Origin of the sequence: Alcanivorax sp., from assembly GCF_019431375.1 — a bacterium.
Lineage (GTDB): Bacteria > Pseudomonadota > Gammaproteobacteria > Pseudomonadales > Alcanivoracaceae > Alcanivorax > Alcanivorax jadensis_A.
Map to the genome: position 1 here is coordinate 1430264 of NZ_CP080267.1, position 11966 is coordinate 1442229.

An 11966-nucleotide genomic window follows, 5' to 3' on the forward strand; every position below is an offset into this window, starting at 1 on the left:
GGTCTGACCGGGAGTTATTCCACCGTTTCTTTCGGCACTACACTGTCTTCGTCCAGCCGGCCATCAAAGGTGCTGACCAGCTGCTGTACTACCGGATCGTCATGCAGGGTCCGGGTGGCATCGACCAGCAGCTCCTGGCGCCGGGCTTCGGCCATGGCTTCCGGGGTATCGCCAGCCTTGCGTTCGTACTCCACCTGGATCTGGATGCGCCGCTGGAAATAATTTTCCAGCGCACCGCTCAACTCGTCCAGCCGTTCCCGGTTAACCAGCACCTCGTGCCCGGTGCTGATACGCAAGGTCCAGACCGTTTCTTCCCGGCTCACCAGCACCGCGTTGCGGGCAATATTGCGCACCGTGCCGTCCAGATCCAGACGCAGCAACAGGGCCGCCCACCAGGTGGCCACCTCGGATTCGCTGGTCGGTTCCGACAGCGGCGCCAGCGGCGGCTCTTCTGCGGCGTCCTGCGTCGGTTGCGCAGCAACCGATTCCGGCACCGGCTCCGGTGTGGGCTCCGGTTCCGGCTGGGGCGGCTCGGGCTCCGATGGAACGGGCTCAGGCGCCGTCTGCTCACTGGGCTCCTCGCGGCCTGGACGTTCCACCTGAGCCAGGGCGGCGGAGGTGGCGCCACCTTGAGGCACCGACTCCACAACCGGACTGGCAGCGGGCTGGGAAGTGGGCGGCGTTGGCGGCGCGGGGGCAGCAGCGGGCCGGTCCAGCAGGGCTCGCAAATCCGGTTTGCCGCCGGCTTGTGCCGACGGCGTCGCCGCTTCAGGCTTTTTTGCGCCGGCGTGTTCCCCCCGACTCGGCAACACCCCTTTGGGCGTGAAGAGCACCATGCGCAGCAGCAACATTTCCAGCGCCGCACGGCTGTCCGGGGCATCCTGCAGATCCCGACGGCCGCGCACGGCCACGTCGTAATAGAGCTGTACCTGCTCGGCGCTCAGCGCCGCCGCCAGCTGGGTAATGGTCTCGTCATGGCTGCCCGGTACCGCCTGGCAGACCGCCAACTGGTGCAGCTGGCTAATCAGCTCGTCCAGCAGCGCCAGTTCCCCGGGGCAGTGCTCGCTGACGGAGGCCAGCGCCTGCAGCACGCCGCCCGGCTCCTGCTCCGCCAGCGCCACCAGCAGGGTCAGTACATGGTTGCGATCCACGGTGCCCAGCATGGCGTTCACCGCCTCGCTGCTGAGCTGCTCGCTGCCGAAGGCAATAGCCTGGTCGGTCAGGCTGAGGGCATCGCGCATGGAGCCCTGGGCAGCCTTGCCCAGGGCCAGCAAAGCGGGTGCCTCGTAGCGGATCATTTCCTTGTCCAGCAGGGCCTGCAGATGGCCGGCAATCTGCTCCGCCGGCAGCGCCTTGAGGCTGAACTGCAGACAGCGCGACAGCACCGTCACCGGCAGTTTCTGCGGATCGGTGGTGGCGAGCAGGAACTTCACATGGGGCGGCGGTTCTTCCAGGGTCTTGAGCAGCGCATTGAAGGAATGCGCCGACAGCATGTGCACCTCATCGATGAGATAGACCTTGTAGCGGCCTCGGGTCGGCGCGTACTGCACGTTGTCGAGCAGTTCACGGGTATCTTCCACCTTGGTACGACTGGCCGCATCCACTTCGATCAGGTCCACGAAGCGGCCTTCACCGATTTCCACACAGGTGGGGCAGACGCCACAGGGACGAGCACTGACGCCCTGCTCGCAGTTCAGACAGCGGGACAGGATGCGGGCGATGGTGGTCTTGCCCACCCCGCGGGTGCCGGTGAACAGATAGGCATGGTGCAGGCGATCCTGATCCAGCGCATGCATCAGGGCCCGCGAGACGTGCTCCTGCCCCACCAGCTCATCGAAGGTGCGGGGGCGGTATTTCCGGGCAAGGACCTGATAACTCATAGCACTCCAACCAACAGGGATCGACACCGGTATTCAGCGGAAAAGGGGTGTCTCATGAAGGGCTTAATGCTAACGAAGTTCCCGCGGGGAAGACAGTGCAGAAGGCGTGTTTGGTAAAAGCATGCCGGGTATCGGCGGGAGGAAGATTGGAGGTCTTCCCGCCAGCCACACCCCGGCACACGAGTCCACTGCTACCGTTGCTCCCTTCCGGGCCTGGCGGAGTTCACAGTCTGTCGTTGCGGGGGGACCGACGGGTCGACCATTACGCGCCTGCCGGCAGGGCCTGCAGAGCGAGGGCGCATTGTGGCCAAAGCGACCGGCTAATGCAAGATACGCCCTTTCCATCTGCTTAAAGCTTGATCAGGCTGGCCGTGATGACACCTCGGGTCTACACTGAAATTCTATGGTGGACGGAGAGTGTGCCATGCCAAACAGCAAGAAAATTCGCATTGCCATCAACGGCTTTGGCCGCATCGGCCGCTGTATTGTCCGGGCAATCAGTGAACACCCCGCCGGTGACCGTTTCGAACTGGTCGCCATTAATGATCTGGCAGACTTCGACGTACTTGCCCATTTACTGGCGTTCGACAGTACCCATGGCCGCTGGCCCCACTCCGTGCATTACGATGGCTCCCATCTGGAAATCAACGGCCACCGGATTCCCTGTTTCGCCGAAAGCCGGCTGGAAGACCTGCCCTGGAAATCCCTGAAACCGGATCTGGTGATCGAATGCGCCGGCAAGTACAAAAGCCACGACGCCCTCAGCGCCCACCTTGACGCTGGCGCCCCGCGGGTACTCGCCAGTTATCCGGTGGACGACGCCGATGCCACCGTGGTCTATGGCGTCAACCATTCGGTACTGAGCCGCGAACAACGAATTGTCTCCAACGCCTCCTGCACCACCAACTGTTTGGCGCCCATGGTGGCCGTGCTCGATCAGGCCTTTACGGTGCGCCAGGGCCTGATGACCACCATCCACAGCTATACCAACGACCAGAATCTGGTGGACAAGGCCCACGGGGATTTACTGCGCGCCCGGGCGGCAGCGGTGAACATGATCCCCACCAGCACCGGTGCCGCGAAAGCCGTGGGACTGGTACTGCCCCATCTACAGGGGCGACTGGATGGCCTGGCGGTGCGGGTGCCCACGCTGAATGTGTCACTGGTGGATCTCACCGTCACCCTTGAGCAGGTGGAATCCCTCGAGCAGGTCCATGAGGCACTGAGCAATGCTGCCCATGGCGATCTGCTGGGAGTACTGGCTGTGAATCACCTGCCGCTGGTGTCCAGCGACTTCAACCACCTGCCCTACTCCTGCGTGGTAGATACCAACCACAGTCGATTACTGGGCCAGCAGCTGAAACTGCTGGCCTGGTACGACAACGAATGGGGATTCAGCCACCGCATGCTGGATGTGGCGGCGTATTGGATGGATGCCTGACGTCAGGCGCCAGCATTATCAGCCCCGTTGGAGCCTTGCTCGCAAGGCTCCAACAAAGGTCTCAATCAAACGGACTGAAATGCTCCTCGCGACCGGCTTCTTCCGCTTCGTGACGATGCCCCTGCATGACCTTTTCCACCTTGCTGGCCTGCACCTCATCATCGGCATCGACCATCATCAGGTAGTCGCCCTGCTCCACCCGGTCCAGATAGGGCGTCAGGTGGTGGCTGCGGGAGGAAACCCCGCGCAGGCCACCTACCCAAGCGCCGAAACAGGTACCGAACAGCGTCGCGCCGATGATGGCACCAGTGTCCAGCTGCATGCCCCAGGGGTCTGCACCGGCCAGTAGAAAGCCGACCACCAGGCCCACAGCCATGCCCGCCAGGGCACCGACAAAACCAGAATGCATGATGTCAGTTTCTTCCCAGGGGGTGGTGGTGTGCACATGGGCCTGGGCCATGGCTGAGCTGTCATTGCCCATCACATGCAAGCGGTTTTCACCGATGCCTGCCTGGCGCAGATCTGAGGTTATCCCCTGAACAGAGGTCAGTGATTTGGCGAAGTAATACAGACGTTTCATTGCGTGCCGCTCCCTGTGGCTGACAATGGGTTGGTTACTGCAGAGTTCCGGCCCTCCTGGCCAGGATAACAACGACTCTGCACTGATCCGGTGAGCATGATCAGTATCCGGATAAGACCCTTTGGTTATATCGGGCCGATGCCGCAGGCACCGCCCCCTATTTAACAAAAAGGGGCCTTACCGACCCCTTTACTATGTCACAGAAAACGCGTCACAAAGTGCAGCGATTTAATTACGATTTGTTGGTGATTGTTCGCCGTCCACGGGGATTACCCGGGGTTTCTTTTCTTCGGGAACCACACGGTTCAGGGTCACCGTAAGCAGGCCATCGTTAAGACCGGCGCCATCCACTTCCACGTGGTCAGCCAGCTTGAAGGTGCGCTCGAAGGCACGCCGGGCGATGCCCTGATGCAACCAGGTCCGCTCACCATCATTCTGCGGCGGCAGACTGCCACGAATGCGCAGCTCGTTTTCCTGCACCGTGATCTCCAGATCATCGCGGCCGAAACCGGCCACAGCCATCACGATACGGTAGCGACCATCACTTTCGCGGATGATGTCGTAAGGTGGATAACCATTGGACTGATCCGCACGCAAGGCGGCATCCATGAGTTCATCAAAGCGATCAAAGCCCACTGAATGGCGAAACAGGGGGGCAAGGGAAAATCCGGTATTCATCACACATATCTCCAAACTCTTCAGCAGACCCACTCTGCGGCATCCACTGAAAAAAGGTTTACTGAATTGTGCGTGACACGGAACCGCTGCCACAGAAGATGTCAGCAGCGATCCAACCGGCCGGGTTGTCACAGTGAAATAAATGGGGATGCTGGAAAAACTTTCAAGACCCGGGAAGAATTTTTACCGAGGTCTGCTGGGGCGCAATGATAAAACCCGTTGGCGCATTGTGCGGCAAGGTGGTGGCCGTCACCGGGATGCGGGTTGCCTGCCCGCCAAAACGTACCGGCACCCGCACGCACAGACGCTCGCCAGCCATTACCGTCCAGCCGGCGTTCTGACCGCTTTGCCATTGCTCGCTGTCTCCTGAACAAGCCCGGTCCATCAACAGACCACGCACCGCCGGGTGATCACTGTGGAACTGTACCTGCCCGGTCACCGGCGCCCGGTATTCAAAGGCCAGCACTGCGGTGCCACCCGGTGCCAGCACCGTGTCGTCGGGCGCCTGCCAGCCCGGTTCCGCAATCAGGCCCAACGGTAACGGCCCGGAATGACGATCAGCAGTGGCCTGCAGCGGCCAGCGAACCTGGTGACCGTGCCGCTGACCCCGCTCACCGTTAAGTGACGGCAACTCCGGCAACTGCTGCCCTTCCGGCAGCGACAATGACAACTCCAATGTCTGGCCACGACTTTGTGCCTCCGACAACCGGAACTGGAAAGCCCCGGATGCATCGGATGTGGTCGTTTTTTTCCAGCCGCTGACCGGGTCCTTCAAGGTCAGCATCAAGCCTGGCAAGGAGGCTTCTTCACCATCACGACGCTGATTAAACGCCTGCCCGCCGCCCGCACCGTTATCCTCGAACAGCACACCGGTAATCCAGTGGCCGGCGGGACGGCAACGAAACCCTGCCTCTGCACCCGCCACCGACAGTGGCTGAAACCCTGGCCACTGGCGCTCGCCTCGCGCCAGCAGCTGACCATCGCCCCCCTGGCCGCCGCCTTTGGCGCCGGCGCCACCGGCATGATCAGGGGTAATCGCCAGCGAATCGGTAGCCGGCAGGTCCAGCCACAGGGTACCGCCGCCACCACCGCCACCGCCCACATCCCCCGCAGCACTGCCCGCTGCGCCGCGCAGATCCAGCCCCCCATGCCCCTGCAGGCCAGCAGCCCGGATCAGCAGCAGCCCGCCGCCAGCGCCGCCCTGGCCGCCGTCATTCTTGCGTCGGGCGGCGGCGCCACCGCCACCGCCCAGCACCAGGGCGCGAGGGGCAACATGACCGCCCAGGCCACCGCCTTCCACCGGCATACCATGACCACCAACGGAGCCATTGCCGCCACCACCGCCGTTGCCCAACCGCAGGTGGGACAAATCAAGGCCATTACCACCACCTCCCGCATTAGCGGGCGCGCCGCGGCCCATATCACCATCGGGATACCCGTTGCCGGCTTCCAGCAACAGGACCGGGGTACCGGCAACACCTTCTCCCTTGCTGGCATGGTGGCCATACCCCGCCTGCCGGTCCTGAACCGACGGCGCCGGGTAACGCCAGTCCGCCGGCCGACCCAGCGCCCCCTGCAGCGACAATGCCGGGCCACCGCGGAAACCGGCACCCGCCACCGACAGCCGGTGCCCGTTCAGGGCGACCTTGCGTCGCACATCCACCGCCAGTACCCCGCCGGTGTAGCCGTCCCAGGGCAGTGCCCGGCTATCCTGCTGCAGGGAGAAATGTTCGTACTGAGGGACCCGCACCAGTTGCCAGCGACGGCGTCCCTGCTCACGACTGGCCGGTGCATTCACATAGCCATGTAACAACCCGCCACCGGATCCGCCGCCCTGAGCCCACACCTGCTCCCCTTCTACCCGATCAATACGCACCCACTCGGCGACCAGGCCGTGACCCTGAAGCTGGCCATAGTCGGCATGGTTGGCGGTATTCATGGAGGCCCCCTGCACTTGCAGCAACAGGGCCAGATCGCCAGCACGCAGCGGCGCGGTGCCGCGCTGACGAGTCAGGGAAAAGGTACGTGTGCCCGGAGACAGGGTCTGGGTGGCCGGGCCGGTAAAATAGCTGTTGATGACGGCGTCGCTGCCGCCCTGGCCATCGCGACCGGGGTTGGCACAGACTGCCGCCCACGCGCCACTCTGCCCCAGCAGCAGGGCAATAATCAGCGTGGCGGATCGAGCCAGTCGGCAGTGGTGTTGTTGCAACGAAACCATCCGGCAATACTGTAGCGTTCCCGGGTGGCTGCCAAGACTTCGTGGGGAATTTTCTCGCTGAGGAAAGCCACCAGGGTCCCGGCGCGGGGCTCCACTTCCGTGGCCACTCCCTGGGCATCGGGCTCCGGCCACAGCCGCAGGCGGCCGCCCCACTGACTCTGCCAGCCTTCATTAAGGTACAGCACCACGGACAACAGGCGCCCGTTGTTGCCATTGAAGGCATCCAGATGGCGCTGGTAGTAGTCACCGGGCCCGTAAATGGCAAAGTGGGATTCCAGCTCGAACAGCCCCATGAACAGGGACCGGTTCACCGCCACCCGCAGGCTTTCCAGCCCCTCCAACAACTGACACTGGGCCAGGGTCTGTCCCCTTAACCAGCAGGTTCTGTCACTTCGGACGCGGGTGTCTTTCTGGTGCACCTGGCGCCGACCAATACCGGCCAGCTGAAACTCCCCCTGCCGGTCACGCAGTTGCGCTTCCTCGCGAAGGGCTCGCACCAGTGACAGGGGGAAATAGCCAGGGGCAATGGCATAGCCATGCTGGACCAGCCCATCTATGAGGCCGTCAAGTCGGTCGCCACCAACGCCGCCCAGTGAATCCGCATTGTCTTGCACCGCAGTGCCTCCCGAACCGAATCGTTAGTGGAGCGCTTCTCCAGCACCACTGTCCATCTCATCCGGCCAGATCAACCAGTGAAATTCCTGGCCTTCATCCAGCAATTGCACCGTGGCATCCACGGTGGCCTGGACGAAGTGGATAAACTGCTCGAAAGACACACCGTGACGGCTCAGCAGCAAATCGCAGGCCACCAGCCGGGGCAGAGAGTCGTCGCTCACATCCAGAAACAGCTTGATGGAAGGATACGCCATATTCAGCCGGGTCAGCTCCGCCTGCACGGCAAACAGGGCCGACGGGCGCAATTCCAGCTCGGTGGTCAATAGAATGCCATCTTCCTCCACGAACACGCGGGCATCCACCACCCCTTCGCGCTCCTGCAACTCGGACAGGTGCAACCCATGGCAGTGCTCACAGATGTAATGTCGAATATTCGCTTGCTGGAGCCACTGTTTTACCCGCTCCGCATCCGCATTGACGACGCCTAACATGATTTCTCCTGGCTGCCGGTCACAGAAATCGTGCCGGGCGCGAATCATCTTCCATTGGAACCAAAAAAGAAATACCTGAGTCTGTGCCTTCATGAATAGTCAGTTCGGCACCCGTTTAGGTCATTTGAGCCCGCCGCCAGGCTGGGTATGATCCCATCATCAGTCGCCTCAGGACCCGAATAATGACAATACCTCACGTTGCTTTCCGATCCAGCGATACCCTGCACCAGAAAACCGACGGGTTTATCCGTCGCATGCAGGGCGGCGCCACCCGGCCAGAGCCGCAAGAAATCGAAGCGATCATGGGCATCTTCATCGACGAGGCGCTCACTGCCTTGATTACCCGGGCTGCCGAGGCGGCCCAGTTGTCCCCCGGGCTGATGAAGGTGGTACGAATGACCACCCAGACCATCAACAAGGCCACCCTCATGGTGGTCAGCCGCAGCGCCAAAAAACTGGATCTACAGCAAAACCGCGATGCCGCCTACTACATGGACCAGGTCCGCCAGCCGGCTCCCGGTGGGGATTTCTGGTACGTGGCCTTCCCCGTGGATGAGGAAATGGCCGCTCTGGGAAAAAGTCTGCCGGACCTGTGCGAGGACAACCCGGAAAAGGCCCGCAAAGAGCTGGTGCGCTACCTGCTGGCACTGACCGATCAGGCCATCGAATGGTACTTCGAGCGCCCAATGGCCCTGCTGCAATTCGGCCCGGTACTGCGCAAGCTGGCCAGCATGGGCGTGGAAACCACTCGCAAGGCATCGCGCAGCCTGATCAACAATCTGGTGCCCAAACTGAACGCGGAACAGCTCAAGGCGTCCGCGGAGTTTCAGGCAAGCCAGCTGGTGCCGCTTCCTCGCCGTTCCGCCTGACCAGTCCGACCCGAAATCCTGTCAATTCTGACCAGGCTTTCGGGTCATCCCCTTTGGCCCGCTCGTACAAGACTGACAGAAACAATCTTTTCCTTTCTGGCCTCCTTGGCCTACAGACTGCATCCCTTTTGATAACAATTACTTACATTGCACTTGGACTGTGGTGTAAGTTCACCAAGTTTTTACAAAACTACTTATTCAACGGATTGCGCAGCAATAACACAGCTCTCTACTATCAAAATAGTATTACGTCACATAATAAAACGAGGAGTGAGCCGTGTCTTTGCGCCATGCCATACTTGTCCTGCTTCAAGATCAGGAAGCCAGCGGTTACGACCTCGCTCGCGAATTTGCTAACAGCATCGGGCTGGTATGGAACGCCACCCATCAGCAGATTTACCTGGAGCTGGGAAAACTCAATGACCAGAATATGGTGAAATTTCGCCATATCCCCCAGGATGGCAAGCCGGACAAGAAACTGTACCGCATCACGGAAGAAGGCCGCGACGAGTTGATTCGATGGCTTCGTAAACCTGCCGCCCCACCGCGCATCCGCGACGCCTTTATGGTGAAAATTGCAGGTGGTGCCCTGTCGGATTCGTCGTCGATCCTGCGCGAGCTGGACGACCAGGCGGACCTGCGCCGTGAACGCCTGGACACCTTCGAGGCCTTGGCCAGGAAACTGGACGAACAGGGCCGCGACAAGGATCTGTTTACCTATCTGACCCTGCGCCGGGGCATCCTGGATCAGCAGGCCTGGCTGCACTGGGCTGACGAGGTAAAATCCGCATTAAACAAACGCGAGATTCTATCCACTTCAGCATGACCACAACGGCCTCACCCACACCGGCTGGCCTGCTGCGCTGGCTGGTGGAGGCCCCGCCCCTTTTGCCATGCCCCTCTCCCTGCCGGGATGCCGGTGAGCTGCTAAAACGCGAATACCAACTCGACCCGGACTTACCGGAACGCGCCGCAGTGCGTCTGCAGGCTCATACGCCAGCACGACGCCTGGGGCTGATGTTCGAGCAATGGGTCTCGGCCCTGGTGGATGCCAGCAATAATCTGGAGCGGGTCGCCAGCAATCTGCCGTTTCGCCACCAGGGTCGCACCCTGGGCGAGCTGGATTTACTGGTGCTTGATCACTTGGAAGGAAGGCTCTGGCACTGGGAGCTGGCGCTGAAGTTTTACCTGGGCACCGCCCAGGCCTGGTTCGGCCCCAACAGTCACGACACTCTGGACCGCAAGGCCCGCCATCTGTTCGATCAGCAACTGCCGCGCTCCACCATGCCGGAAGTGCGCGCGCAACTTGCCGAGCAGGGCTGGCAACCGGATGGCAGCGCCCTGCTGAGCCGCGGGCGGCTGTTCTACCGGCAGCATACCCCGGCCACTGGCGTGCAGCCCCACCCCGGCCACGAACGGGGCTGGTGGCTGCCCAGCAACACGCTGGACGACGGCGAATGGTCAATTGTTGAGCGGCCCTACTGGCCCTGCCCGTTCATGTCGGACAAAAGTACCACTTTGATTGCGACGCCCACCCTGATTGACTATGTTGAAAGCCGTCAACGCCCCCTCATGGTGACCCAGTGCCACCGTGATACCCCGGGTTTCATTGTTCCTGTCAGCTGGCCAAACACATGAACTTTCAGTCTCAACCCTCGGCGCTGGTAGACAACCAGGGCCAGGTCGCCCTTGGCGTGTTTCCCGAAACCGTCGCAACCATCAACGGTCGCCAGGCGGACTATCGCACTCCCATGGGGCAGCCAGCGCCGCGCTATGCCCGGCATTTTCACTACAAGCAGTTCCAGTATTTCGGTGTTATCAGCCAGGAACTGCTGGCCGGCTGTGCCCTGGCGCACACCGCCTACCTGGGAATGGCGTTTTTTTACATCTTTGAACCTCGCACTGGGCGCTTACGGGAATATACTTGGCGCTCGCCGCTGGGCCGCGAGCTGACCATGTCCACCTCACCACGGCAGGGTGAAAGCCGCTTTCAGCGCCGTGGCGTGGATATCCGGATGGGCTATCAGGATCAGGGTGGCTCCCTGAGCAAGACCCTGACGGTGAACCTGAAGGACCTGACACTGGATGTCCGCATGGACGAGGGCCCGGATTATCAGCCCATGTCGTTGTGTACCCGCACTGGCGTCAATGGCTGGGTCTACGCCAACAAGGTCGCCGGCCGTACCGTCACCGGTACCCTGCAACAGGACAGCAGCCAGCAGGATCTGGCCGGGCTGAACGCCTGTGGCCATCACGATTTTTCCGCGGGTTATATGCGCCGCGAGACATTCTGGAACTGGGCGTGCCTTTCCGCCCTGGTCGGCAACACACGGGTGGGATTGAATCTGTCCTGCGGCGTCAACGAAACCACATTTTCAGAAAACTGCCTGTGGGTGGATGACCAGATGATCCCCACCGACGGGGTGATCTTTGAATACAACCGGGATGATCTGATGCAACCCTGGACCCTGCGCAGTCAGTGCGGGCAGGTCATGCTTCGTTTCACCCCCAATGGCAATCATCGCGAACGGATGAATCTGGGCCTGTTTGCCAGCAATTTCAACCAGCTTTTTGGTCGCTTCGATGGCGAGCTCCGACTCAGGGACGGACGCTCTCTCGCCATCGACGGGCAATACGGTTTTGTCGAGGAGCAGTACGCAAAATGGTAGATAACAACGAACAGAAAACGCCGGAAAAAATTCCCGAAAAATTCGGCACTCGCATGCGCCGAGCCTTCTTCTGGGTAGTGCAATATTGGCGCGAACTGTTCAACTTCAAGTTCGACAAATACATGATCATCCAGGTCCTGCCCGGGGTTTATGGCATTGCTCTGGTTGCCATTGCCTGCGGCCTGATCTACGTCTGCGTAGAGGCATTCATGGCGTCTACCTGGCGCGGATTGTTCTATTTCTTTTTCGCGGCACCACTGACTTTTCTGGTGCTGGCATCCGTTCTACGCGCCCTGCTTGAATTCTACATGGTGGTATTCAAGATGTCCGAGCATGTGGATGAGCTGGTGGGGCTGCGGGACACTGTGGACCGCTTGTCCGGCATCAGTGACAGCGTGGACGAAATGGTGGCTGTAACCCGACGCATCCCCTTCTGGCGGGCCCTGTCCGTCAGCTCTGGCAAGACAGCCAAGCCCCGATCCAGGAAAACGGATCGGGAGCAGGAAAAACAAAGCGCCTAAAGAC

General features: G+C 61.2%; 12 protein-coding genes and 1 other RNA gene. 6 read left to right on the forward strand and 7 right to left on the reverse strand.

Annotation, left to right across the window (positions count from 1 at the left end; all coding sequences use genetic code 11):
* Nucleotides 1–14: 14 nt before the first annotated feature.
* Together dnaX and ffs are read right to left on the reverse strand one after the other, a co-directional pair.
* Nucleotides 15–1880, reverse strand: a complete 1866-nt coding sequence (dnaX, locus tag KZ772_RS06540; protein ID WP_290539009.1) for a DNA polymerase III subunit gamma/tau — start codon at nt 1878–1880, stop codon at nt 15–17.
* Nucleotides 1881–2036: 156 nt separating this feature from the next.
* Nucleotides 2037–2133: signal recognition particle sRNA small type (gene ffs / locus KZ772_RS06545), an RNA gene on the reverse strand.
* Between the two features lie 171 nt (nt 2134–2304).
* Here ffs and gap point away from each other — a divergent pair.
* Entirely contained in the window at nt 2305–3321 is a 1017-nt protein-coding gene (gene gap, locus KZ772_RS06550) for a type I glyceraldehyde-3-phosphate dehydrogenase (protein WP_290539010.1), read from the forward strand.
* A 61-nt stretch (nt 3322–3382) separates the two neighbouring features.
* On the opposite strand, the gene KZ772_RS06555 is transcribed toward gap, so the two are convergent.
* The 5 genes from KZ772_RS06555 to KZ772_RS06575 all read right to left on the reverse strand — a co-directional run bounded on the left by KZ772_RS06555 (nt 3383) and on the right by KZ772_RS06575 (nt 7903).
* Complete coding sequence (locus tag KZ772_RS06555) at nt 3383–3901, reverse strand: hypothetical protein (RefSeq protein ID WP_290539011.1); 519 nt, start codon at nt 3899–3901, stop codon at nt 3383–3385.
* Nucleotides 3902–4129: 228 nt separating this feature from the next.
* Nucleotides 4130–4579, reverse strand: a complete 450-nt coding sequence (locus KZ772_RS06560) for an Hsp20 family protein (RefSeq protein WP_290539012.1) — start codon at nt 4577–4579, stop codon at nt 4130–4132.
* Nucleotides 4580–4742: 163 nt separating this feature from the next.
* Entirely contained in the window at nt 4743–6797 is a 2055-nt protein-coding gene (locus KZ772_RS06565) for a hypothetical protein (protein ID WP_290539013.1), read from the reverse strand.
* The gene (locus KZ772_RS06570; RefSeq protein WP_290539014.1) at nt 6746–7411 is read right to left on the reverse strand and encodes a 2OG-Fe(II) oxygenase; all 666 of its coding nucleotides are present in this window, start codon (nt 7409–7411) and stop codon (nt 6746–6748) included. Before KZ772_RS06570 ends, KZ772_RS06565 begins: the two co-directional genes overlap by 52 nt.
* Before the next feature lie 24 nt (nt 7412–7435).
* A complete protein-coding gene (locus tag KZ772_RS06575; protein WP_290510354.1) occupies nt 7436–7903 on the reverse strand; it encodes a YbjN domain-containing protein in 468 nt (155 codons plus the stop codon).
* A 182-nt stretch (nt 7904–8085) separates the two neighbouring features.
* Between KZ772_RS06575 and KZ772_RS06580 the strand changes: the two genes are divergently transcribed.
* The 5 genes from KZ772_RS06580 to KZ772_RS06600 all read left to right on the forward strand — a co-directional run bounded on the left by KZ772_RS06580 (nt 8086) and on the right by KZ772_RS06600 (nt 11962).
* On the forward strand, nt 8086–8772 hold the full coding sequence (locus KZ772_RS06580) for a hypothetical protein (protein ID WP_290539015.1): 687 nt from the start codon (nt 8086–8088) through the stop codon (nt 8770–8772).
* Between the two features lie 277 nt (nt 8773–9049).
* Nucleotides 9050–9598, forward strand: a complete 549-nt coding sequence (locus KZ772_RS06585; protein WP_290539016.1) for a PadR family transcriptional regulator — start codon at nt 9050–9052, stop codon at nt 9596–9598.
* Nucleotides 9595–10410 carry a DUF1853 family protein gene (locus KZ772_RS06590; RefSeq protein WP_290539017.1) on the forward strand — a complete coding sequence of 272 codons (816 nt, stop codon included), beginning with the start codon at nt 9595–9597 and terminating at the stop codon, nt 10408–10410. Before KZ772_RS06585 ends, KZ772_RS06590 begins: the two co-directional genes overlap by 4 nt.
* On the forward strand, nt 10407–11441 hold the full coding sequence (locus KZ772_RS06595) for a DUF2804 domain-containing protein (RefSeq protein ID WP_290539018.1): 1035 nt from the start codon (nt 10407–10409) through the stop codon (nt 11439–11441). Before KZ772_RS06590 ends, KZ772_RS06595 begins: the two co-directional genes overlap by 4 nt.
* Complete coding sequence (locus KZ772_RS06600; RefSeq protein WP_290539019.1) at nt 11435–11962, forward strand: DUF4282 domain-containing protein; 528 nt, start codon at nt 11435–11437, stop codon at nt 11960–11962. The genes KZ772_RS06595 and KZ772_RS06600 overlap by 7 nt, the downstream gene beginning before the upstream one ends.
* Nucleotides 11963–11966: the final 4 nt, after the last annotated feature.

Excerpts from the sequence above, each read along its gene's own strand:
- dnaX (WP_290539009.1), bottom strand. The coding sequence starts at position 1,880 with ATGAGTTATCAGGTCCTTGCCCGGAAATACCGCCCCCGCACCTTCGAT.
- gap (WP_290539010.1), top strand. The coding sequence starts at position 2,305 with ATGCCAAACAGCAAGAAAATTCGCATTGCCATCAACGGCTTTGGCCGC.
- KZ772_RS06555 (WP_290539011.1), bottom strand. The coding sequence starts at position 3,901 with ATGAAACGTCTGTATTACTTCGCCAAATCACTGACCTCTGTTCAGGGG.
- KZ772_RS06560 (WP_290539012.1), bottom strand. The coding sequence starts at position 4,579 with ATGAATACCGGATTTTCCCTTGCCCCCCTGTTTCGCCATTCAGTGGGC.
- KZ772_RS06565 (WP_290539013.1), bottom strand. The coding sequence starts at position 6,797 with ATGGTTTCGTTGCAACAACACCACTGCCGACTGGCTCGATCCGCCACG.
- KZ772_RS06575 (WP_290510354.1), bottom strand. The coding sequence starts at position 7,903 with ATGTTAGGCGTCGTCAATGCGGATGCGGAGCGGGTAAAACAGTGGCTC.
- KZ772_RS06580 (WP_290539015.1), top strand. The coding sequence starts at position 8,086 with ATGACAATACCTCACGTTGCTTTCCGATCCAGCGATACCCTGCACCAG.
- KZ772_RS06590 (WP_290539017.1), top strand. The coding sequence starts at position 9,595 with ATGACCACAACGGCCTCACCCACACCGGCTGGCCTGCTGCGCTGGCTG.
- KZ772_RS06595 (WP_290539018.1), top strand. The coding sequence starts at position 10,407 with ATGAACTTTCAGTCTCAACCCTCGGCGCTGGTAGACAACCAGGGCCAG.
- KZ772_RS06600 (WP_290539019.1), top strand. The coding sequence starts at position 11,435 with ATGGTAGATAACAACGAACAGAAAACGCCGGAAAAAATTCCCGAAAAA.